The organism is Flavihumibacter rivuli (genome assembly GCF_018595685.2).
GTDB lineage: Bacteria > Bacteroidota > Bacteroidia > Chitinophagales > Chitinophagaceae > Flavihumibacter > Flavihumibacter rivuli.
In genome coordinates this window covers 754211-777833 of the sequence record NZ_CP092334.1, presented here as the reverse complement: position 1 = coordinate 777833, position 23623 = coordinate 754211, and the positions used below count along the sequence as shown (strand labels likewise).

Annotated in this window: 16 protein-coding genes; 4 read left to right on the top strand and 12 right to left on the bottom strand. The window is 48.7% G+C overall.

The features are described 5' to 3' along the window. Positions 1 to 70: 70 nt before the first annotated feature. Both KJS94_RS03445 and KJS94_RS03440 read left to right on the top strand, forming a co-directional pair. Positions 71 to 2545, top strand: coding sequence for a TonB-dependent receptor (locus KJS94_RS03445; RefSeq protein WP_214449074.1), 2475 nt, complete (start codon positions 71 to 73; stop codon positions 2543 to 2545). Positions 2546 to 2598: 53 nt separating this feature from the next. Next, on the top strand, positions 2599 to 3318 hold the full coding sequence (locus KJS94_RS03440; protein ID WP_214449075.1) for a pyridoxine 5'-phosphate synthase: 720 nt from the start codon (positions 2599 to 2601) through the stop codon (positions 3316 to 3318). On the opposite strand, the gene KJS94_RS03435 is transcribed toward KJS94_RS03440, so the two are convergent. From KJS94_RS03435 to nudK, 5 genes are all read right to left on the bottom strand, one after another. After that, entirely contained in the window at positions 3315 to 3953 is a 639-nt protein-coding gene (locus KJS94_RS03435) for a hypothetical protein (protein ID WP_214449076.1), read from the bottom strand. The two genes, KJS94_RS03440 and KJS94_RS03435, sit on opposite strands and share 4 nt — an antisense overlap. 105 nt (positions 3954 to 4058) lie before the next feature. After that, positions 4059 to 5000 carry a c-type cytochrome gene (locus KJS94_RS03430; protein WP_214449077.1) on the bottom strand — a complete coding sequence of 314 codons (942 nt, stop codon included), beginning with the start codon at positions 4998 to 5000 and terminating at the stop codon, positions 4059 to 4061. Between the two features lie 160 nt (positions 5001 to 5160). Further along, a complete protein-coding gene (locus KJS94_RS03425; RefSeq protein WP_214449078.1) occupies positions 5161 to 5823 on the bottom strand; it encodes a hypothetical protein in 663 nt (220 codons plus the stop codon). Between the two features lie 25 nt (positions 5824 to 5848). Next, on the bottom strand, positions 5849 to 8962 hold the full coding sequence (locus tag KJS94_RS03420; RefSeq protein ID WP_214449079.1) for an AsmA family protein: 3114 nt from the start codon (positions 8960 to 8962) through the stop codon (positions 5849 to 5851). Positions 8963 to 9007: 45 nt separating this feature from the next. Further along, positions 9008 to 9586 (bottom strand): GDP-mannose pyrophosphatase NudK, encoded by a 579-nt coding sequence (nudK, locus tag KJS94_RS03415; protein WP_214449080.1) that lies wholly within the window; start codon positions 9584 to 9586, stop codon positions 9008 to 9010. 283 nt (positions 9587 to 9869) lie between these two features. Between nudK and KJS94_RS03410 the strand changes: the two genes are divergently transcribed. After that, entirely contained in the window at positions 9870 to 10427 is a 558-nt protein-coding gene (locus KJS94_RS03410) for a nuclear transport factor 2 family protein (protein WP_214449081.1), read from the top strand. Positions 10428 to 10496: 69 nt separating this feature from the next. On the opposite strand, the gene KJS94_RS03405 is transcribed toward KJS94_RS03410, so the two are convergent. The 7 genes from KJS94_RS03405 to KJS94_RS03375 all read right to left on the bottom strand — a co-directional run bounded on the left by KJS94_RS03405 (position 10497) and on the right by KJS94_RS03375 (position 20790). Continuing rightward, positions 10497 to 11915, bottom strand: coding sequence for an APC family permease (locus tag KJS94_RS03405; protein ID WP_214449082.1), 1419 nt, complete (start codon positions 11913 to 11915; stop codon positions 10497 to 10499). A gap of 50 nt (positions 11916 to 11965) precedes the next feature. Continuing rightward, on the bottom strand, positions 11966 to 12877 hold the full coding sequence (locus KJS94_RS03400) for a serine hydrolase (protein WP_239804276.1): 912 nt from the start codon (positions 12875 to 12877) through the stop codon (positions 11966 to 11968). 46 nt (positions 12878 to 12923) lie between these two features. After that, positions 12924 to 14309 (bottom strand): glutamate racemase, encoded by a 1386-nt coding sequence (locus KJS94_RS03395; protein WP_214449083.1) that lies wholly within the window; start codon positions 14307 to 14309, stop codon positions 12924 to 12926. A gap of 649 nt (positions 14310 to 14958) precedes the next feature. Continuing rightward, positions 14959 to 17448 carry a cation-translocating P-type ATPase gene (locus KJS94_RS03390; protein WP_214449084.1) on the bottom strand — a complete coding sequence of 830 codons (2490 nt, stop codon included), beginning with the start codon at positions 17446 to 17448 and terminating at the stop codon, positions 14959 to 14961. Between the two features lie 71 nt (positions 17449 to 17519). After that, a complete protein-coding gene (locus tag KJS94_RS03385; RefSeq protein WP_214449085.1) occupies positions 17520 to 18839 on the bottom strand; it encodes a serine hydrolase domain-containing protein in 1320 nt (439 codons plus the stop codon). Positions 18840 to 18914: 75 nt separating this feature from the next. Beyond that, positions 18915 to 19907 (bottom strand): ABC transporter ATP-binding protein, encoded by a 993-nt coding sequence (locus KJS94_RS03380; RefSeq protein WP_214449086.1) that lies wholly within the window; start codon positions 19905 to 19907, stop codon positions 18915 to 18917. Positions 19908 to 20031: 124 nt separating this feature from the next. Next, positions 20032 to 20790, bottom strand: coding sequence for a hypothetical protein (locus KJS94_RS03375; protein ID WP_214449087.1), 759 nt, complete (start codon positions 20788 to 20790; stop codon positions 20032 to 20034). Between the two features lie 240 nt (positions 20791 to 21030). On the opposite strand from KJS94_RS03375, the gene KJS94_RS03370 reads away from it, so the two are divergent. Further along, positions 21031 to 23604: a M14 metallopeptidase family protein gene (locus tag KJS94_RS03370; protein ID WP_214449088.1), complete on the top strand. Its 2574-nt coding sequence runs from the start codon at positions 21031 to 21033 to the stop codon at positions 23602 to 23604. Positions 23605 to 23623 lie beyond the last annotated feature (19 nt).

Sequence of the window (23623 nt, the reverse complement as noted above, 5' to 3'; positions counted from 1 at the left end):
GCCGGGCTGGCAACAGAGTGAGGAAACGCTTATCTTAGCCCCATACAAAGCTGACTGTTCAAGACCTGCCATGCGCTTTATCCTTTTCACCATTTTATGCCTATTGAACACCTGCGCCTTTGCACAGGTGAAACAAGCCACCATTCGCGGGAAGGTGGTGGATGAAGAAGAACGCCCGCTGGCAGGGGTGAATGTAACCCTGCTCGGGAGAAGTGCTGGAATACGAACCAGCGACTCCGGCACCTTTATGATAAAAGTACCGGCGGACAAGGCATTGGCGCTGGTCTTTTCCTATACCGGCTATAAAACCGTTCAGCGTAATTTCCTGTTGAGCCTTAATGAAGAAGAACAGGTAACTATCAAATTGGAAAAGGGCGTGACACAACTGGAAGAAGTAACGGTCACGGACCAACGACAAAGAAGGGAGGCAGGCCTGGTCACCTTAAATCCCAAACAGGCCATCAATATCCCCTCTCCCACCGGCGGCATTGAGAGCCTGATCAAGGTGATCGTCGGGTCCAACAATGAACTCACTTCCAATTATTCGGTCAGGGGTGGTAGTTATGACGAGAACCTCATTTACGTCAATGATTTCGAGGTATTCAGGCCCTACCTGGTGCGCAACGGCCAGCAGGAGGGATTAAGTTTCATCAACCCTGAAATGACCCGCTCCGTGCAGTTTTACAACGGAGGCTTCCAGGCACGCTATGGCGATAAGCTTTCCAGTGTATTGGATGTGGGCTACCGCAAGCCCAGGCGCTTTGGAGGTTCTGCCTATGTAGGGTTATTGGAACAGGGGGTACATCTTGAAGGCACAGGAGCCAAAAACCGATTCAGCTACCTGGTGGGGGCCAGACACCGCAACAACCGGAACCTGCTTAGCAGCCAGGAAACCGAAGGAAACTATGTACCCTCCGCTGCAGACTTCCAGGGATTATTCACATGGCAGTTCTCGGAAAAATGGTCAGTGGAACTTTTGGGCAATTTCTCCCAAACCCGGTTCAAATTCAAGCCTGCATTCAGCCAGCCCTCCACGTCCGTCTTCTCCCCTTTCTTCTCCGCCAACCTTGGACTGGACATTTATTTTGATGGACAGGAAGAAGACCAATACAAGACCAATATGCTGGGGCTGTCCATCATCCAACAAGCAAGAAAGAACCTGCGCCTGAAATGGATGGCCTCAAGGTTCCAGAACAAGGAAAACGAATCGATCGATATTGCAGGCGCTTACCTCTTCGGTGAAAGGCAATTCGACAAGAACGAGGCCGACTATGGCCTGATCGTCAATCCGCTGGGAGCAGGTGTATTCCAGAACTATGCCCGAAACAGACTGGACATATCGGTATTGAATTTTTCCCATAAGGGCACTTATGATAAAGGCAGGCATTATTTCCTTTGGGGACTATCGTATGAGCAGCAAAAGGTAAAGGACCAGTTGAAGGAATGGGAATACCAGGACAGTGCCGGTTATTCCCTGCCTTATAATGCAAGCGAATTCTTCCTTTTTAAGTCCCTGGAATCAACAGCTGACTTTACTGTAAACAGGTTAAGCGGATATGTACAGGACAATATCAGTTTTGGCGATTCATCAGGCTTTGCCTTGCAGGCAGGCCTACGGTTCAACTATAACGACCTGAACAAGGAATTCTTGGTCTCCCCCCGCGTAGGCGCTTCCTGGAAACCGATGAAATGGAAAAAGGACGTGATCTTCAAGGCATCAGCAGGCATCTACCAGCAACCGCCATTCTACCGCGAAATGCGCAGGTATGATGGCTCCGTGAACTACGACCTGCTGGCCCAGAAGAGCTGGCAGGTTTCTGCAGGGCTGGATTATAGTTTTGTGGCCTGGAACAGGGTCCTTCGATTAACCACCGAAGCCTATTACAAAAGGATGTGGGATGTAGTACCCTATGATATTGACAATATACGGATGCGCTATTATGGCGAAAATAACGCCAAGGCCTATGCGACGGGGATCGAGGCCCGGCTCTTTGGGGAGATCGTCAAGGATGCGGAGAGCTATGTTAGTCTTGGCTTCATGAGGACAAGGGAAGACATCACCGGAGATACTTATTATAACTATACTTTGGATTCCCTCAACCGGCCGGTTGACAGCACCCTAACCGAAAATGGCTGGCTGAGGCGACCGACAGACCGGTTGATCACCGTGGGGCTCTTCTTCCAGGATTATTTGTCAACCAACAAGAATTTCAAGGTGTACCTCAACACCATCTATGGCACCAACCTTCCGTACAATATCCCGAATAGTGTCAAGTACAGGAACGCCCTGGTCATTGACCCTTACCTGCGTATAGACATCGGGTTTAGTGCACTATTGCTGGACAGCGATAAGAGTAAGCGCAGGAGCCATAACCCGTTCAGGAACTTTGAGAATATCTGGGCCACACTGGAAGTATTCAATATCATCGACCGGGCCAACACTATTTCTTACCTCCTGATCAAGGATTACACCAATACCGTTTATGCCATTCCCAACAGGCTTACCCCAAGGCTGTTGAACCTGAAACTCATTGCCCGCTGGTAAACCGGTCATCCTAACCCTTACGGGCATTCCCCTGAAGGGCTTACCTTTGTCCCATGACAAAGCTCAGTGTAAACATCAACAAGTTTGCCACCATCAGGAATAGCCGCGGCGGCAATAACCCGGATGTATTAAAGGTGGCCATTGATGCACAGCTCTTCGGAGCCGATGGCGTAACAGTGCATCCGAGACCAGATGAACGCCATATCCGTTATGCAGACGTAAGGGCCATCAAACCCATCATTACTACTGAGTTCAATATAGAAGGAAATTGCCGGGAGCAGAAATTTGTTGACCTTGTACTGGAAGTAAAACCAGACCAGGTGACCCTGGTGCCGGATGCAGAAGGCCAACTCACTTCCGATCATGGCTGGGACACTATCCGACACAAAGATTACCTGGTGGAAATGATCGGTATCTTCAAGGCGGCAGGCATCCGCACCTCCATATTTGTTGACCCGGTGATTGAAATGGTAGAAGGGGCCCTTGAGACAGGAACCGACAGGATCGAACTCTACACGGAAGCTTATGCCAGGCATTACCATGAAGACAGGGAACAGGCCATCGCCCCTTATGTTGCTGCAGCCAAAAGGGCACATGAACTGGGCTTAGGCATCAATGCCGGCCATGACCTGGACCTTGATAACCTCCGCTATTTTGCCGAACATATTCCTTATCTGGATGAAGTTTCGATCGGTCATGCGCTGGTATGCGATGCACTTTACCTGGGTTTTGAAAACACCATTCAATTGTATAAAAGGCAGCTCAGGTTTTAGTCCTTTTCATATTCGAACTCTTCACCTTTTAGCAAGGGGTGAGCCCCCACCAGCTTATTACCTTCGATCCGCAGGGTTAAGGAGGGAATGAACACTTCCATTATCCAGGGTTCAATGCTAAATTCCAGCAGGTTTCCCTTTAGGTCTTTCAAGGCAAAAGGTGTTGCCCTTTCCGGGCAGAGTTCAAACTGGATAAACAGCGTGTCTGCATGCTTATTCGCAAAATACACCCTGCCATCTGAGCGAAGCTGTTTATCCTCATACTGGCCTCCCCTTTGAAGGTAACAGCGGGTAAACGGATAATACATGGGATCAGGCGCATTGACCTGAATGAACAGGGAATCAGATGGCACTTCAGTTTCCCTGAGCAACTTAAAGTCATTTCCCGGCCAGTGCTGCCCACTGAGGTGAACGAAGTCTCCTTCCTTGCGCCAGGTGCCTTTTCCCATCCGGTCTGCCGCACCTTGTGAAAAGAAGAAATCAAAACTATTGTCTTGATTCAAACGGAATCCTGAAGCCGTTTCCCTTACACCGGTAAGGTAATATTCCCCCGCAACATTACCCGACACTTGTGAAGAGGCGTGGAGCGAGGGGCTGAGCAGGAGGAGCAAGGTAAGTGGTTTAGAAAGGTTCATATTAAAAGTTACCAATAATCCATCACTTTTCCAGTCAGATCCACCAAAAATGGCCAGCATTCCTTTTTTGGGGAAAGCTGGCCCTATCATTCCAATCCATCAAACTTACTGCTCAACCTTTGGCATTTTTGTAGGTTTCAGGGTATGCAGGTAATTGTAAATGGCCGTCAGTTCATCATCAGACATCCTCGAGAAGGCGGCCCAGGGCATATGGGAGTGTTCGATCAGTTTACCCATCCTGAAACGGCCGATGAACATTTGCCTGGACCAGCCAAATATACGGCTGCTGCTATCGGGTGTCAGGTTGGGCGTGACCAGGGTTGACTTACCCGGCGTTTCAAATACCAGGCCGCCCGCCATTGGCTCCCCAATAAAATTTCCAACACCGTCGCGCTGGGTGTGGCATTCATAGCAATTGGCCACTACCATGGAGAGATAACGGCCATAGGCAACCGAAGTATCCGCTTTAACTGAAGCAGGTATCTTTTCCGTAGGGCCAACCGGTTTAAGGACAAAAGCTTTGAGCATCTTACCCATCAGGTTGTATTCATTTTCGGGAATCCTGTTGTGTACAGGTTTCAGCGACCTCAGGTAAGAAAGCACCGCCACCAGGTCTTCATCGGCCATATGCTGGAAAGGCATGAAGGGTAAAACCATCTGGCCATCGGCATGTACACCGTAGCGTATCACCCTGGCCAGTTCCGGATCGGATTTCGACCCGATACCTGTTTCCTTGTCAGGCGTAAGGTTCTTTGTATAGAACTTTCCAAACGGCAGGTCGAACAAGTAACCACCGGTGAGTGGCACATCAAGCCCGGCTTTCAACAGGGAGTCCTTGCCAGGCACGTTGCTATGGCAATCAGCGCAATGACCGGGACCGAGGACAATATGCCTGCCCCGGGCAATTACTGCACTATCCTTTACAGCGTGGATATCTGGCAAGGGCGCGGAATAGGTGATGTGTTGCCGCATTCCGGTTGCGATGGCAACACCGGTCAGGGTAAGCAAAATGATTACCCCCAACCAGGTCAGGATCTTCTTTTTCATGATGATAAGGTTTAATGCCAGCAAAACTCAGGATTCATTCAGCCTTAAAACAGGCCTTCCAACATGAACTGGAAAAAATGTAACATCAACTGAAGTTTTAGGGAACCGCCCCATTTGCAGGAGAAGCGGTGGTCAAACGCTGATCTAACCCCGGCAACGGTTAATTGAACCGGATGGAAAAAGCACCATCGCTGACCAACACACTATCACCTTTTGGGGTATAACAAAAACCGGAAAACCGGCCATGGGCAATGGCGCTGGCATGATCATACCGGTCTATCTGGAGAAAGAACGGATGGGGCATATAGGACTTCAACAACCTGTCCGTGCCATAATTATCGTAGTAGTAAAAAGAAACTTTGTAGATCTGAAGGTTCTGCCGGTCACGATCAAGCTTGTCGCCATCCAGGTAAGCGGTGAATACTGCCCCTGAATCAGGGGAGCAGGCAGAAGGCCCAAAGAAGGTCATGGCATCCTTTTCAGGGCTAATGATGGCGCGGGTAATCGGCCCACAAAGCCAGCTGTTGCCTACCTTGAAACGCCATTGCTGTAATTCCATTGGCTTGGTGCTATCACAAACAGAACAGGATGGAATCACCAACAATTGTGCAGGCAATGAATCCTCTGTAGTACTGGTATCTACCTGAATGGTTGAATCGGGTCGAAGCGGTCCATCTGCAGTATCCCTACCTTCTATACTGTATTCCTTTGCACAAGAAGGCCCAAGCGTAATCATGCCACTGAACAACAGTATTACCCCAAGGGAATAAAGTAGCTTAGTGGTCCCACCCCTTTTCTCACCAAAGAATTTCCTGCTTCGCATTGCAGTAATTTAAGCCTGTTCTGGCTTAATTCCCGCTTTCGTCCAGGACTTCTTCCAATTTATCCTCATCCCTACCCTTGCGAACCTTAACAAGGGGGTTATCGGCCGTTCCGGTGATGGTCATGGGGATACCGATCAGGCCAAAAGGCGGAAGCCCCAAACGGAATTTCAAATTCAAGCGGCCGTCGAGGGAGGTCTGGCCTTCGATCCTGGGCCGGAAGCCAAAAACTTTCATCCTGGTGCGTTCAATGGTGATGATATTGTTTTGGATGGAAGATTTTATCACTACTGCCTTCAGGTTGGGATTGTTGATGCTATCCTTACCTGTTGCCTTACTTACTGCCCCAAATAATTTCAGTCCATTCACTTTCACCTGCTCCAGGGTAACCACTCCTTTCCCTTTGATGGAAGGATAGACCGGTTGCATTTCCGCATTTAATCGGCCGGCAAGGGAATAATCCACTGAAACCAACCCTGATGCCTTGGCAGCAGAACTCGCCATTTCCCTGAACAGGCTAACCTCCCTGTATGCCCTCTGCACATCAAATGAATCGGCTTTCAGCGTGAAGGTGAAATCAGCCCTTGATGGACCGGCAGGAATATAACTGGCGCCCAGGTCCACCCTGGCTCCAGCAATCCTGAAACCAGCACCATCGAGCAAAAGCTTTCCATTTGACATCAACATTGAACTTTTGAAATCACTGATCATCGACTTCCCAAATTCCACCTGCTTAATGGCGCTGTTCAACCTAAGGTCAAGATTGTGGGGTATCAGCACAGTGCCACTACTGCCCTCTGCATAGACCTGCCGGGATGTACTGTCACTATCGGAAAATGCCATAAAATCATCAACGACCATTTTATCTGAACGAAGGGTAAACTCCCCCTGCAAAACACCGTCCTGCAACCAATACCCGACAATATTCCTGATGTATCCATTCAGCAAGAATTGGTTCTGGAGGTAGTGCAGGGAACAATTGCGCAACCAGGCCTTGTCCTGACGAAACTCCAGCTGTCCCTTTGACAGCAGGAAGGGCGCAGGATAAGCAACCGACCGCAATTCCAGGTCCCTGAACCGGAGGACACCACTGTTGTTCAATCGCCTTACCCTTCCGGCCATAGCATCAGACTGCCTGCCGGCCAATGCAAGGTCCGCTTCCAGCAATCCTTTCAGGCTATAATCCTGTACAGCAAAGACCTGGTAAATCTTACCCAGGTCCAACACACCTTTGGCCTTGATATCATAAGTCAGGTCATTCAGGTTTGTCAATGTGGATTCCATCCAGAACGGCTGGCCATCCAACTCAAACCTCAATGGCTGGATCCTGATAGCGACATCGCTATAATTACCCCTTGCTGAGGCAATACCCCCATCAAGGTTAAGTTGCTTCAAAGCAGCGGGATACCAGGGCGTCTTGAGGGTTCCATCCTGCCATTTGACCTTGCCATCCATCACCGGGAAATCCTTACCCTTCGGATCATACTGACCATTCACCTTGACAATGGCATCCAACCTTCCTCCCATTTCATATCCATCCAGCGGAAGAGACCTGGTTATATCCTCCATTTGCAAGGCTGCATTCAGTTGTCCATCTACCCGCATTCGATCAAGCCCTTCCAACTTCAAATTACCCTGGATCGAACCATCCCCTACACGGGCGTTCAGTCTATCAACATCCAGCCGGATATCCTGCCACCTGCCATTGGTACAGGCAGATTGAATACCAGCACCCAGGTCACGGAGCGGCAAGGGAAGTTCTTCGAATTTCAGGTAGCCATTACCGATAGTAGCCCTGAAATCATAATTCGGGATGGAAATCAGGATGGTATCCGGACGGAAACTGGCGGGGTTTTGGCCTAATTCGTAGACACCCTCTGCCTTTGCCTGCAGTTCCAGTTTCCCTTTCATATCAACAGCAGAAAGCCCCAGTGCCTGGTCCAGCATACCCAAATCAAGTTTACTCTCCAAATCAAGCTGAATAAATGGTCTTTCCAATCCCTTCCATACCCCCCTTGCTTTGGTCACTGAACCATCCAACCCAAATGCGATCGTATCTGCCCTGATGACCAGGCTATCCACGTTAAGGCCGGGTAAGCTAAGTGTTCCCGCCAGGTGTACCTGTTCCAATGGTTTTGGGGCATTCTTATGGCGGATCATCCCATTCCTCACCCAGAGGGCAAGGAGCAGGTCAGGAGCCTGACCCGTACCAGCCCTATAGCCTCCTTTCAGGTCAAGTGTGATCCTGCTGGTACCACTAAAACTGGTTTCCCTGAACCAGGGATCGTATTCCGGCGGTAGCACGGAAAAGATATTCCCGAAGTCGGTAATGCCGGAAATGACCTTCAGGTCAATATCATAACCATCCTTAAGGATGGTCATCATACCTGAAAAATCAACGGGAAGTCTATTGACCATCAGGTTATTCTTCTGGAACCTGAATACCAGGGAAGAAGTATTGACACCGGTAATAAGGTCGGCTTCCACGCGACGCCTCAAAATATACGGTGTGCCATCGTAGCTGAAATCAAGACTATCGGCATGGAAGTTTGATGCCAGTTCAAATTCTGCCCGATCCATATCACCATGACCTTCATAATCGAAACCATCGGCAATGATCGTCATGGGCAGTGATTGGTCATTATAGCGTACCCGGCTATCAGCAATGAAAATGCCTTTGATCTTCATTTGTGTGGAAGAAGTATCTGCACCTGCAACAGCCTTGGTTTCTGTCTTGCCTTTGTAGATATTGTAATTGGCAGCACCATTCTCATCAACCAAAATATTGATGAGCGCCTTATCCACATAAAACCGGTCAACGGTAACACGGTCGGAAAAAAGGGAAGCCAGGTTCAACCCAAAACCCAGGGCTTCCCCTGCCAGCAGGGTATCCTTTTCAAATGGCTTGGAACCGGTCAGGGAGAAATCATATAATGTAAGTGTAAGGGTCGGGAAATGACTGAAAAATGAAAGCCGCGCCTTCCTGAATTCGAGTTTACCATCAATTGACTGGTTAGCCCACAACTTGATGTTATCTGCTACTTTACCAGGAAAGAGAACAGGCAAAAGGAAAAGAATCGCAATAAAAACTACCAACCCGATCCCGATGTATTTCAGGATTTTCAGGAACATCCTCATCATCCAAACAAATTAAAAGTGGTTCGAATGCGAAGATACCATTATTGATCAGACTAATTGATTCAATGCCGCATACTGTAGCAGCATGATGGTCTTGGCATCCCTGATCTCGCCGGTCGCCACCATCTGCATTGCTTCATCAAAACCGATCTCCAGGACCTCTATGTTCTCGTCCTCATGTGCAGCCCCTCCCCCTTCATTGACCCGCATTTCAGGTGAATAGGCCGCTACAAAGAAGTGAAGGATCTCAGTTACAGAGCCCGGCGACATATATGCCTCGTAGACCTTCCTTACCTCAGAAATCCTGTAACCGGTTTCTTCCTCGGTTTCGCGGCGGATGCAATCCTCCGGGTTATCCAGGTCCAGCAAGCCGGCACAGGCCTCGATCATCATACCGCCAGGGTTCCCGTTGATATAGGTCGGCAGCCTGAATTGCCGGGTCAGCACCACCTTTCTTTTTTCTTTATTATACAAAAGGATCACGGCTCCATTTCCCCTATCATATGCTTCCCTCACCTGCTGGCAAACAGATCCATCCTTCTTACTATACTGGAAAGTGAACTTATTAAGCACATACCAATTATCCGACAGGAGTTCCTTTTTCAGGATCTTGACATCACTGATCATAATTTTTCAGGTTTCGCTTTTACTTTTTCAAGGCAATTACACTCCGCCTTTCTCTTTAAAAATATAAAATTAGATCCTAACAAATCCCTAATCAGGGTTCGCTTGTCCATGGGAGTGGTTCAAATCCAGGGACATCCATAATACCCACTGCCCACAGGATAACTTTCTGGATTAGCATAAAATTCCTTACATTCAGTATAACAATCCACCCACCTTTAACCCTTCCCCTTTTTAACCTCGCTACCCAACCTGTACTTCATTTCCATCCTTAAAACTCATTAAAATGAAAAAGCTGCTATTTTGGGGAATGAGTTCCCTGTTCTTTATTGCCTGTAACAATCAGCCGGCTGATGAAAAAAAATCCGGGGACGAATCAGGCAAGGGCCAGACAACCGCATATGTCAACCCGTCGGCAGAATTTGCGGATCCAAAGTATATAGAGATGGGAAAACAAGCGCTTGCGGCCTTGTCAGCAGGTGATGTTGATGGTTGGTTGAAGAATTATGCCGACAATGCTGTTTATGTATGGAACAGCGGGGATAGTATTTCAGGCAAAGCCGCCATCACTGCTTACTGGAAAAAGAGGAGAATGGAAGTGATCGACTCCCTTACCTTCTCCAACCATGTTTTCCTTCCCATTAACGTAAAACAGCCCCAAAGCGTTGAACAGCCCGGCATCTGGTTATTGGGCTGGTACCAGGTTAATGCCAAATACAAATCAGGGAAAAGTATGACCCAGTGGATGCATGTGGACATGCATTTTAATGCCAATGACAAAGTGGACAGGGTAATCCAATATATTGACCGGGTGCCGATCAATGCAGCAGCCCCAAGTAATTGAATGAAATAACCCCAACCAGTATCAGTAAGCATACTGGTTGGGGTTATTTCGGTATAGGCTCTACAGAATCTATTGATCGACCTCAGTTGGTTGTTCCTGCTGCCTGTTCTTACGGGTAAACCAGAAATACATCGGCACCCCGCTCATCATCAGCACCAGGCCTAGTATGGCTTCCCTGGGTCTTGCGACGAATGTGTTCAGCATTAACAGGACACAAAAGAATACAAATAAAGCTGGCAGTACGGGGTAGGCCCAAACCTTGTAGGGCCTGGGGGCATCGGGCATGGTCCTTCTCAGGATGAACACACCCAGGGCTGTAGCGCCATAGTAGAGGAATACGCCAAAGATCACCATATCGGATAGTTGATCAAAACTACCTGACAACACCAATACTGAAGCCCAAATACATTGTAATACCAGGCTATTCACCGGAGCCTGGGCATTATTCAGCCTTGCCACAGGCCTGAAGAACAAACCTTCTTTGGCCATTGCATAATAAGGACGCGCAGCAGTGAGGATGGTGGCATTCGTGCATCCAAGAGTAGTGAGGATGATCAGGATGGATATGAATAAGGCGCCGTTCTCCCCCCAGAATACTTTAACTGCTTCGATCGCTGCTATTTTATTCCCTGCCTGGTAGATAGCCGTCAACTCCACATTTGAGAGCAGGGCCAGGTAGGTGGCATTGATCAATAAATAGGTGATGATGATAATGAGTACTCCTATCACGATCCCTTTGGGGAGGATGGTTTTGGCATCTTTCACTTCCCCACCAATGAACCCAATGGAATACCATCCCTGGTAGGCCCAGAAGGCTGCAAGCATGGCTGTAAAAAATGGACTGATGGAAATAGCCTTATCGCCGGTTGAGGAGAAGTCAACACTCCTGCCCAGGTCGGCATGGCCACTGCCCAGCCCAAATACAATAATGATCAGGATCCCGGCAAAGACCATCATCAGGATGGCATTGCTCACACCTGCCCCTGTCTTCACCCCCCTGCTATTGATGAAGGTGAGCAAGATGATCAAGGCAATCGCCACGAGTTTGACGGGGAAATCAGCGAATGGATAAAATACACCCCCTATATTCCATTCCTTGAGTGAAGCTAAAACAGGCGGCAGATGGAAGATACTGTCAACAGACTGGGCAAAGATGTAGGCAATAGATGAAATGGCTGCTGTCTGAATCACAGCAAAGAGCGACCAGCCAAACATGAAGGCAAAGAACCGGTTATATATCTTTTTATAATAGGCGAACTCACCACCGGTATTGGCCAGCAATCCTGCCACTTCCGCATTACACAAGGCCCCACAAATGGTCACCAGTCCAGCCACTGCCCAGGCCACCAGCACCCAACCCGAAGACCCCAACTCAGCTGACATGGGTGCAACTTTCTTGTAAACACCTGAGCCTATGATATTGGCGATCACTACCCCAATTACATACTGTAATCCCAGCGACCTGTTCAACCCTTTATTGTTGTTCATTGGCAAATCTTGAAGTGATGACCACCCGTAATAGGTAAAAGAGAAGGTAATTATTTGGAAGCGCCTGCCCGCTTCACAACATGATCGTAGATTAGCTTTGATGCTTTGGACATTTGCGCTACCGGAACCGACTCAGGTCCTTTGAACCTGGAAAGCAGTACCAATACATACTTCCTTCCATCGGGCAGGAACACAATACCTGAATCGTGTTGGATACCATTGATTGATCCTGTCTTATGCGCAACTTTTACTTCAGCAGGCAATTCAGCAGGAATGATCTCATTGAAATGCTGGTCGAGCAGGATCCTGATCATGGCATCAGAGGAAGCCTGGTCAACCAGTTCCCCTTTGGCCATTTTCTCAAAGATCAACAGGAGGTCATAGGCAGTGGTGGTATTGTTCAGGCCTTTCTGGAAAGCCTTGGAATCTTCCACCCCACGCAATACCCTGATATCATTGGCCCCAATGGAACGCATGGTCTGCATCACACTATCTGCTTTCACCAATTCAATGACCATATTGGTAGCAAGGTTGCTGCTATAGATGATCATGTCGTATGTCAGCTGATAGATGGTCCTTTTGGATCCAAGCACCTTGTATAATTCTTTCTCACTGTCATCGGTTGAATCAAGGGAATAGGGACTGCTATCCACTATGCTGCTGAAACTGTTCTTTACTTCTATTGAGTCGTTAAGCGAGAATATCCCCTTTGCCGCCTGCTTATATACTTCTATCATCACAGGCGTCTTCATGGTACTGGCAGCATGAAAGGATTCCTTCTCATTGATGAAAAGGGTTTCACCCGTGCTGAGGTCTTTGAATGCCAAGCCAAATATGGCACTGTCACTTTTCAATACGGCCTCCACACCTGACCTCAGGTCAGTTGGCTTACTCCCCTGCTGGTCACAGGAGCTATTCAGGAACATCATGGTAATTGCAGTTAATCCCAGCCATTTATGCATATCAATTGCGTTGAGCTTTGGAAGAAAAATTCCGGACTTGACCAATTTATTTAAGCGTTGATTGTATGCGCTTGTACACATCCGGCAAGGTCTGGCGGAACCGCTGATAGGTTTCTTCCGCTATGTTCACTTTATCAAAGCGTACATACCTGACATACTCCTTTCCTTCACCCGCATTGCGGCCATACTTATAGGCATAGGTAAACCAGCCATCGGGCTGCAATTCCACTTCCTTCAATCCCGTATTGGGAACGCTGATAAAGAACTCATTTGAACTTACAGGTTTGCCCCCCACTTCCAATTTTTGTTTGCGCATGGCTATATAGGCCTCCTTTGCCGTTTCCACTCCCGGGTCGATCAATTCAACATGGTCGGCCAGGTATTTACGGTAAGGGTACTGGTTGCCGGCCTGGAAATTGTACAATTCCTTCAGGACATTGCTGATGGTATCCTTCATGTAAGGATAATGCGTACATCCCAGGATAAGGGTATTGAGGGGCTGCCGGATATCATCCTTCCTCATCTTTTCCATCAGGCTAACCAGGTGGTAACGGACATAATTGGCAGGATCATTCAACTGGATATCCAGGCATTTCCCGGTATTGTCAAACTCACAAAGCAGCTTATAATTTTCCGCATTAAAGCGATAGGCGGCCAGCAGGCTGGTATCAATGGGATAAAGGGGATGGGCCAGAGAGGGGCCACGATATTCCTTGCGGGCATTCTTCACCGTATCACTATAATAACTGAAGTCTCGGTCGATACTTTCCGCCAGGCCATATCCACCCTGACTTACGATCACCGGTTCTTCCATGCCCATCTTTTGGGCCATGGCCCTGAGTGTCCTCGGGTAACCATCACTGGCTACTGTACCTGCCGTTGCGAAAACCCCAATGGCCCCCTTTGGGTGGCTTTGCTGGTATTCAAGGGCGGCTTTCACCCCGGCATCGATCACCCCGATCACTGGCATCGACGCATTCCGGTTGGCAACATATTCCTTGATATCGGTGATGGCATAGGCAGTAGCCGTATTGCAAGCGATGACCACCATCTTAACGCTTGGCTTACCATCCTTGCCAAAGGAATTTTCCTGCCGGGTATCATATTTATCCTGGAGGAAGAAGTCCACATTCTTCAGGATGTGCTCCTTGAGCAGGGCTGTCTTATTGGCTGCTGCATAGTTGCCATAAGGCATATTGGCCTGGTCCGCCAGGTACTGGAAGGATTCCCTTTCAAAATCCTGTTGACCATCACTTCCGGGTTTGCCTGTTTCATTATTGAAGGCATCAAGGGTAACAATAGCTTCCAGAATGGTGAGTCCGCCCGTACCACTATCAAAAACCCCGATGGGCAGTTTTTTCTTTATGGAAGCTTGCTGCGCGGCTGCAGCCTGACACAAAAAAGCCAAAACCAATACAATACTAATCCTCATGCGTTGCCTGGGTTAAAGCGACAATTTAAGATAATTGCCAGAATTGCGCAATCATTTGGGTAATGGGTTATCCCCTCTCGTCGATTCTTCGGGATCCTTCGCTGGGGCAAGAAAATGTATAGTCGCGCCCGTTGTGCCTTATGACCAACGGGTAGTCGGATGATAAGATTAGCTGCTGGATGCATAAATCATTTCGCCATTTGTACATCGGGGTCCCCTTCGGGAGACCCGCTGAAGTTAATGGGTAATAACAACGAAACCTATTTCCAACCCCAGCAGGGTCTCCCGGAGGGGACCCTGATGAATAGTAGGATAGATATTCATCGGGGGGCCTTGAAGAGTACCACTATGTGGTGAAAAGATTTAACAACCCTGTCGCCCCCGATGTGTCTTATGACCAACGGGTAGTTGGATGATGAGATTAGCTGCTGGATGCATAAATCATTTCGCCCTTTGTACATCAGGGTCCCCTCCGGGAGACCCTGCTGAGGTGAAGATGTGGGTATAAGGTAGCCCCCTTCGGGAGACCCCGCTGAGGTTAAGGAATTAAAGCTGATAACGGATTTCGTCAAAGATCTGTTGGTGATAACACGCAACAGCGGCACAAAAAGTAATGGACATAATTAATTGAAGAATATTACCCTCATTCCTATCCCTTCCTTCTTATCCAAAACTTAATGACTTCTATCCAGAACACACCTAGTACCGCAGCCAACAAGCATTTCCCGAATTCACCAATGGACAGGGAAGTGAATTTGAACACCTGCTGGGCGGGCCCAAAATAGATGCAGACCAGGAGGATGAATAAAGAAACAAGGATCACCAGGGGAATCAAACGGTTCTTGTAACGAAGTGTGGTGATGAAGGAGTGGTAAAAAGAACGGTTGACCAGGGTAAGGAAAATATTGGCCAGTACCAGTGTCGCATAGATCATGGTGCGGGCAAGTTCAGGTGAAGCGCCATTACGCAAGGCATACTGGCCAATGAGCAGACTGGATAGGGTGATCATCAATCCCTGCACTATACTCAGCGATAACTCACGGATGGAGAAAAAGCTGGTGGTCAATTTCCTTGGTGGCATGTTCATGGAATTGGCCTCAATGGGTTCATTCTCGAATACGATGGAACAGGTTGGACCCATGATCAATTCCAGGAATATCACATGCACAGGGGAAAAAATATCAATGAATTGCCACTGCAAGACCAATGGGAGGGTAACGATCAGGATAATGGGAATATGGATCGATATGATATAGCGGATCGCTTTCTTGAGATTTTCGTAGATCTTCCTTCCAAGTGCCACAGCCGTAGGCATATGGCCAATATCATCGTCCACCAATACCAGCGAGGCAGCTGCCTTGGCCACTTCACTCCCGCCCTTGCCCATAGAGATCCCGATATGGGAAGCTTTCAGGGCAGGTCCATCGTTCACACCATCACCCGTCATGGCCACCACTTCCCCATTCCTTTTCAATGCTTCGATCACCTTTAGTTTGGCATCAGGGAACATGCGGGCCAAAATGTTCACCGGCTTCAGTCTTTGCTGCAGTTCCGGCAAATCCATACCCATCACCATCGATCCCGTCAGGACCTCAGGGCTGGCCTTAAAGCCTACCTGGGCGGCGATCGCTGCCGCCGTTTCAGCATGGTCACCCGTGATCATTTTAACTTCAATACCTGCATTGTAGAACTGGCTAATGGTCTCCCGGATATTTGACTTGGGAGGATCATAAAAACAAATGAGCCCTATGAGGTCAAAACGGAACTCGCGCTGGGATTCAGGCATCTTCTCCATTACACCATCATACCTGGCCACCGCCAACACCCGATAACCCCTGGAGGCCAGTTCCCTTGTCCTTGCCAGTACCCTTTCCTTACCCGCCTCATCCAGGATGCATTGTGCCAGGATACCCTCCACACTTCCCTTACTGGCAATAATGGTTTCCCCATCCCCATCACGGAAAGCATGGGTCATGATGGGATAATTACCCTCCAGCGGGTATTCATGGAACATGGAAAAGCGCTTACGCCTGTCCGTTGGAGAAACCCGCTCATACACTTCATGGATGACCTTTTCCATGCGGTCGAAGGGATCGGTCTCAGAGGCCCACATGGCAAACTCAAGGACTTCGGAATAATCAAAAGGCAGTATTGTATAATCGATCACCCTGTCATCTTTGTATACATAGATAGCTGCCAATTCCATAGCATTCTGCGTGATCGTACCAGTCTTATCCACACAAATGACCGTAGCGGCGCCCAGGGTTTCAACCGTATAGGGACTTTTAGCAATGACATTCTTCTTGTAAAGATGATAGGCGCCTAATGCCATGAAAGTGCTGAAGGCTACCGGGATCTCTTCAGGCAACACTGACATGGCCAATGTGAGGCCATGCAATAACCCGTGCAGGATACTGCCGGAAAGATAATAGTTGACCGCCCATACAATGACGAAGGCAATGGCACCTGCGGCTACCATGGAACGGATAAAACTCCTGATCTGGAGTTGGAGGGGCGTTTGCGGAACCGCAATGGCACCCATGGATTGCCCGATCTTACCCAGCATGGTGGACTTGCCGATAGCGTTCACCCTGGCAATGCAGGAGCCCGATAACAACATGGTTCCCTGGAATACCTTATTATCACCCGTTAAGCCCTTCACAACAGGAAGCGACTCACCGGTCAATATGCTTTCATTGACAGAGAGGTCATTCCATTTCAACAATTCGCCATCGGCCGGCACCAGGTTACCATCTTCCAGCATCATGCAATCACCAATCACCAGGTCGGCGGCATCTATTTCCATGACTAAACCATCACGGAGCACCTTCGCCTTTGGGGCTGTTAACTTATTCAACGCATCCACCGCATTCCTGCTCCTGTTTTCCTGGTAAAGGGAAATTCCGGCAACAAAAGCAAGTGAACCCAGCATGATAAAGCTTTCCCTGTACTCACCCAGGCCCAAATAAACCAATGCGGCCACCACCAGCAAAATGAAGATGGGCTCGGTCACCACATCCTTTACCGCTTCCCAAAACCGGCTATGATCCTGCCCATTGGCAAAATTGCGACCATGCAACTTCCTGCTGGCGATCACTTCAGCTGAACTCAATCCCTTAATGGCTCCGGTTTCCTGCATAATAAGAAGGCTGGTATGCCCAACAGCCTTCACTAAATTTATAAAAGAATCAGCTATGTAATTATGAAAAACTATTCCCTGATCAGTAGTTCCTTTACCTTATCCGCAACAAAATGGGCAAATGGGGGATCGGTCTCAGAAAGAATAATTACAACAAAGCCCGATTGGGTATAGATACCAAGGTCGGAACAAACCTTTTCATAGTCACCACCATGGCCCACGATTTTTTCCTTCCCGATTGGATGGTGAATGCTTGCCAAACCCCAGGTCCCATCTGTTGTATAACTCATCATGAGATTGGTGGATGCCTTTGCCAGCAACTTGTTGGATTGCAATGCCTGTGCAAACGCGTAAAGGTCATTGATCGTTGACTGGCCGCCACCTGCACCAGATCCTACCTCCGTATTGGCCATCCCGGACGGCCTGCAGATATTCTCGGTTATATATTGCTGGTAGGTTCTGCCCGTTAAGGATTCAATAATCGCCCCAAGGAGTACAAAGCCAGAATTGCTGTAAGCCCAACCCTTCCCCGGTTCAAATTGCAACTGGTCGCGCTCTAAAATGGGGAAATAGTCCAAGGAAGTCTTAAGCCTTTCCTTGATCTGGTTGTAGAGGGAATCCTCAAAGAAATCACCCATACCCGAAGTATGGGTCAGCAGTTGCCTGATCGTTACCCTGGCCCTGATGGCAGGATTATTCAACTGCGGTAAGAACTTGCCGATCGTATCGTCAAGGTTAAGCCTTCCTTTTTCCATCAATTGCAGCACAGCCACACCGGTAAACATTTTCCCAAGCGATGCCATCCCAAATCGCCTCCCTGTTCCAGGTGCTTTGCCGTCAGTTGCGTATCCAAATGCATCACGGAACAGGACCTGCCCTTTCTTCGCGATCAAAACCTCCCCTTTGAATACACTGTCAGCAACCAGTCTGCCCAGATATTTTCTCACCTCAGTCCCCACCTCATCCATTCCCAGTTGTCCTTTTTGAATAAAGGGCGTAGTAAACTGAGCCGGTTGAATAACCCTGTATTGATAATGTTGCAAAGAATCCGTGATGATCAGGAACTTCCACCAGGCATCATATCGCAATTCCTGTACCCAAGCCTCCACTTTATTCACTTCAACCGGGTTGATACTCCTCAGCCGGACCTTTCCTATGAAACCATAGGCTTCCAGGTTTCCCATTATGGCTTTATCAATTATTGAAGGTTCCGCATGGGCATTCTGCAGCATTGACCGGATGCTTGCAGAGTCGCCGGTATTGTAGGCTTCCACAAAACTTCGCATCATTGCGGTCAATGGCTCCTGCTGACTGGCATCCTGGGCGCGAAGGCTTTGGGCTTGTAACATAGAAGCGAAAACAATACCTAGGAAGTATAAGGATAATCTCATGGCCAACCTTTAGTTAAAGCTAATAAAGCACACGCAAGCTTTGGCCGGAATTAGGATGAACTGCAATATTTGTTGTTAAACTGCAGGAAAATGCCAGCAGGCTCCCGGTGCTATGTTAAGCCGGAGGATCTCTCCAGTATGGAACTGACCCTGCCTGCACCTGGCCCTTAAAGTCGATCCGTTCACCTGCAGCTCCAATTCATCATAAGCGCCGAAAAAGTCAGTATTGGTAACAAGGGCCTCTTTGCCTTCTCCTCCCTGCTTTTGCAGGAGGATCGATTCATGCCGGAGCATAACGGTCAGGTCCTGGTGTACCCAACCCGGGATATCTTTTAGTTGAGCTGATTGTTGCGGCGTGAAAATATTGCAGGCACCAAACAAGGTAGCGACATATTCATTGATGGGGGTCCGGTAAATACTTACCGGATCAGCTTCCTGGAGAATCCTTCCCGCCTTCATGACCATTATCCTGCTGGCCCAGGAAAGCAGGTCCACGGGATCATGTGACACCAGGATACTGGTTATTCCCAGTTCGTCACTGATATCCCTTAGCACATCCCTGACCACCTGGCGGTGACCAATATCCAGGTTGGAAAAAGGCTCGTCCAGCAATAGTAGTTTAGGGGAATTCACCAATAGCCTGGCCAGGGCGATCCGCTGTTTCTCCCCGCCCGATAACTGGTCGGTCCGCCTGCGCAACAAGTGATCGATACGGCAAATGGCAAAGATATTCTGGGCCATTCCTTCTTCCAGTTGGTTGGCATAAGAAAGGATCTCTTCAACCCAATAATTATTCCTCAATTCAAAATGCTGGGAAAGGTAGGCAATGCCCGGATACCCTGGTATCAATCGTTCCAGCGGCCCTTCCACCTTTTTATTACGGAAGCGCACTTCACCCGATTCAGTTTGCACCAGTCCGCCTATGATCTTCAACAGGGTACTCTTTCCCGAACCAGTTTCGCCTGCAATGGCAAGCTTTTCCCCTTCCACCAGGTCGAAACTTGTTTCTTCCAGCACGAACTTTCCGTTCTCCTTCCTGCTTATCCCTTTAACTGTTAGCCATTCCATTTGATTGCCCCTTATGCAGATTCCTTTTAACGGCCGCGATGCTTCATTGCCCGCAACCGGCCAAAATTAGGCAAACAAAACTGTGCAACTCCATTACGGCTATTCGCAAAGACTATTAAACCCTTCAAAACCTTGTGGTACGCAACCTGGAGCGCTGGAAAAAGGCGACTGCCAAAAGCAGCAGTCCAACCAGGAAAAAAGCAACTACCACCCAAAGCGGGCTGCCCCAGGCTTTGGGCATGAGGTCTGCAAAGGTCATAATCATCACAGCTGAACCAAACAATACCAATATGGCCTTTTCCGGGAGCAGGAAGGCAGGGTATTGGAAAAGATTGACAAAGACAAGTATTAGGGCAAGCGCGGCAAAGGCCCTTGCCGTTTGGTAAGAATAGGGGGCGAAGGCTATACCCACGACCATCAACCCCAACATCACCAGCGGGATAAGGGTGGCAGGGAAAGCGCGAACTGCATGGGGAATGACCACCTCGGATGGTCGCCTGGCAGCGAAGAAAAGGCGAAGTACCTTCCAATCCTGCAGCAGGCAAAGCAGGTTAAGCAGCAGGAGGAATCCATTGACAAATGGCGTACCCGTCCATTGCTGGGAATAAGTAACCATCAGGATACTGGCATTCATGGGCACCATGGCAACGAGGCCCAGCAGGGAAAACCTTTGGGACATCGCCAATGCGCCAATGATGACCTGCGAGGTTGCCACATAATACCCAAAGAGCTCCAGGTTGTATTTCGCCAATAGTTTGATCAGTTGCGGCGGGCCGATCAACTGGCCAAACTGTCCATCCGTGAGCTTGCACATACCCGATGACAGGAAAATATACCCAAGGAAAAGCCGAACCAATAGGAGGAAAAAATCTTTGGGAGTCATGATGGTGTTTTAAGGAACCAAAAATTACCTTTTTGCTGCAACGCGTCAATACCATTCATAAAAATGGGGAATAATGCCTTCTACATGATTCCATCAATCCTTCCCTAAAGCAAGTACTTACCTGAAAAGGAACCCTAACAGTTTTCGCTAACCGATCATTAGGGCAAATTGCCGCAGGTCATGTACATGATAATTTCATGACCACATATTTTGTATTTTCCTCCCTCCAAAATTGACTGAATGAAACAGTTATGGTTAACGGCCCTTCTATTTACCAGCCTTACGGCGGGCGCGCAGGAACTCAACTATTACCTGCCCAAAGACATCAGTTATTCCGCTTCCATTCCCAAACCCAGGGACATCATTTACCATGAAGTCGGGGAATGGCATATCACCCATGACCGGTTGGTCAATTACATGAAGGCTATTGCAGCTGCAGCCCCAGACAGGGTGAAGCTTGTGACCATGGGACTCTCTTATGAAGCAAGGCCACAGGTATTGCTGATCATCACTTCCAAAAAGAACCATGAGAACCTGGAACAGATCAGGCAGCAACATGTCCAATTGACCGACCCCTCCAAATCGGGATCGCTCAATATCGACAACATGCCTGCAGTGGTATGGATCGGTCATTCCATCCATGGGAATGAGCCCAGTGGTGCCAATGCTGCATTGCTGACAGCCTATCACCTTGCTGCTGCACAAGGAAAGCAGATCGAGGAGATACTGGATAATGTGGTGATCCTGTTTGACCCTTCTTTCAATCCAGATGGATTGCAAAGGTTCTCCACCTGGGTGAACCAGCATAAGAGCAAGAACCTGGTGACCGACCCCAATTCGAGGGAATTCAGTGAAGTGTGGCCCGGTGGCAGGTTCAACCATTACTGGTTCGACCTTAACCGCGACTGGCTGCCGGCTGTTCATGTGGAAAGCCAGAACCGTTTGCAATACTTCCAGGACTGGAAGCCCAATATTCTGACCGACCATCATGAGCAGGGAAGCAATGCCACTTTCTTCTTCCAGCCTGGAGTACCGTCAAGGGTAAACCCATTGACACCGGAAAAGAACCAGGAGCTCACCGGCAAGATCGCCAGCTACCATGCAAAGGCTTTGGATAAGATCGGATCCCTCTATTTTACGAAGGAAAACTATGACGACTTCTATTATGGGAAAGGTTCTACTTACCCGGATGTGCAGGGTTGCATAGGCATCCTGTTTGAACAAGCATCTTCCAGGGGACATGCCCAACAAACAGCCAACGGGGTCTTGAAATTCCCCTTCACCATCCGTAACCAGTTCACTACCGCCCTTTCCACCCTGGAAGCGGCTGTAGCCTTGCGTAAGGAACTGCTCAGCTACCAGCGTGACTATTTCAAGATGACAGCACAGGAAGGCAGCAATGCCATCAGCAAAGCCTGGGTAATTGGCGACAACAATGACCAGGCCAGGACGAATATCTTCATTGAAATGCTGCTCAGGCACAAGATCGAAGTGTATGAGCTGGGTAGCAACCTGGCTGCAGATGGCCAGCAATTTGAAAAAGGGAAAGCCTATGTGATCCCTTCTGCTCAACCACAATACCGGTTGCTGAGGGGGATATTTGACAAGACACTAACGTATAAGGACAGCCTGTTCTACGATATCACTGCCTGGACCATGCCATTGGCTTACGGTCTGCCTTATGCGGAATTGAATGCGGCAAAATTCACCCCAGCCATCAAAGGTGCGAAGGTAGAACAGGCAAAAGCACTCAGGGGTGAAATGGTTGGCGCTGCCACTAACCTAGCCTATATTTTCGAATGGGATGAGATGTATGCACCAAAGATGTTGTATGAACTGATGGAGAACGGTATCAGTGCCAAGGTGGCCACAAGGCCATTTGAGGCAGTTACTGCAAATGGCAATAAAACATTTGATTACGGTAGCATCGTGGTACAGGTTCCCCTGCAAAAAACCGAAGGGGAAAAGCTTTTCAATACCATCAAAGCAGCCGCTGAAAAGAATGGCGTCAGGGTGTATTCGCTCAGTTCAGGAATGTCTGCTTCCGGTGTTGACCTGGGCAGTTCCAAATTCACCGGTGTTGGCAAGCCAACTATCGCCATGTTGGTCGGCACAGGTGTTTCCCCACTGGATGCAGGTGAGATCTGGCATATGCTGGACCAGCGATTCAACATTCCCCTGACCCACCTGGAGATCGGGACCTTTAACAGGGTGGAACTTAACAAGTACAATACCATCCTGATGGTGAGCGGCAATTACAACGAACTGAACAAGGATAAATTAAAGACCTGGGTACAAAATGGAGGAACGCTGATCTGTTTTGAGGATGCATTGCAGTGGTGTGCCCAGAACGGCATTTCAAGTATGAGCTTCAGGAAGGTGCCATCAGCGGTGGATAGTACCGCCAGCCTGACCTATGCCGGCAAGGATGAAAAGGACGGCGCACAACAGAACAATGGCGCTATATTCAGGGCAAGCATGGACCTTACCCATCCACTTGCCTATGGCTACAACCAACCCTATGTAGACCTTTTCAAGGCAGGAAAGAACTTCCCGGAGAAAAGCAAGAACCCCTATGCAACACCATTTGCCTATGGTGAGAAACCATTGCAAAGTGGCTATATCAGCAAGGAGAATTATGCTGCCATCAAGAATTCTGCTGCGGTCATCGTGAATACCGTGGGTTCGGGAAGGGTGATCTCCATCGCCGACAACCCGAATTTCAGGGCCTTCTGGCTAGGTGGTAACAAACTATTGATGAACGCCATCTTCTTTGGAAGGAATATAGACCCTGGCAGTGGTCGAACAGAATAGGCATAAAAAAAGTCCGGAA

Coding starts and splice junctions, on each gene's coding strand:
- KJS94_RS03380 (WP_214449086.1), bottom strand. CDS start 19,907: ATGGAATGGCTAACAGTTAAAGGGATAAGCAGGAAGGAGAACGGAAAG.
- KJS94_RS03370 (WP_214449088.1), top strand. CDS start 21,031: ATGAAACAGTTATGGTTAACGGCCCTTCTATTTACCAGCCTTACGGCG.
- KJS94_RS03420 (WP_214449079.1), bottom strand. CDS start 8,962: ATGATGAGGATGTTCCTGAAAATCCTGAAATACATCGGGATCGGGTTG.
- KJS94_RS03395 (WP_214449083.1), bottom strand. CDS start 14,309: ATGAGGATTAGTATTGTATTGGTTTTGGCTTTTTTGTGTCAGGCTGCA.
- KJS94_RS03385 (WP_214449085.1), bottom strand. CDS start 18,839: ATGAGATTATCCTTATACTTCCTAGGTATTGTTTTCGCTTCTATGTTA.
- KJS94_RS03375 (WP_214449087.1), bottom strand. CDS start 20,790: ATGACTCCCAAAGATTTTTTCCTCCTATTGGTTCGGCTTTTCCTTGGG.
- KJS94_RS03410 (WP_214449081.1), top strand. CDS start 9,870: ATGAAAAAGCTGCTATTTTGGGGAATGAGTTCCCTGTTCTTTATTGCC.
- KJS94_RS03390 (WP_214449084.1), bottom strand. CDS start 17,448: ATGCAGGAAACCGGAGCCATTAAGGGATTGAGTTCAGCTGAAGTGATC.
- KJS94_RS03425 (WP_214449078.1), bottom strand. CDS start 5,823: ATGCGAAGCAGGAAATTCTTTGGTGAGAAAAGGGGTGGGACCACTAAG.
- nudK (WP_214449080.1), bottom strand. CDS start 9,586: ATGATCAGTGATGTCAAGATCCTGAAAAAGGAACTCCTGTCGGATAAT.
- KJS94_RS03400 (WP_239804276.1), bottom strand. CDS start 12,877: ATGCATAAATGGCTGGGATTAACTGCAATTACCATGATGTTCCTGAAT.
- KJS94_RS03440 (WP_214449075.1), top strand. CDS start 2,599: ATGACAAAGCTCAGTGTAAACATCAACAAGTTTGCCACCATCAGGAAT.
- KJS94_RS03445 (WP_214449074.1), top strand. CDS start 71: ATGCGCTTTATCCTTTTCACCATTTTATGCCTATTGAACACCTGCGCC.
- KJS94_RS03405 (WP_214449082.1), bottom strand. CDS start 11,915: ATGAACAACAATAAAGGGTTGAACAGGTCGCTGGGATTACAGTATGTA.
- KJS94_RS03430 (WP_214449077.1), bottom strand. CDS start 5,000: ATGAAAAAGAAGATCCTGACCTGGTTGGGGGTAATCATTTTGCTTACC.
- KJS94_RS03435 (WP_214449076.1), bottom strand. CDS start 3,953: ATGAACCTTTCTAAACCACTTACCTTGCTCCTCCTGCTCAGCCCCTCG.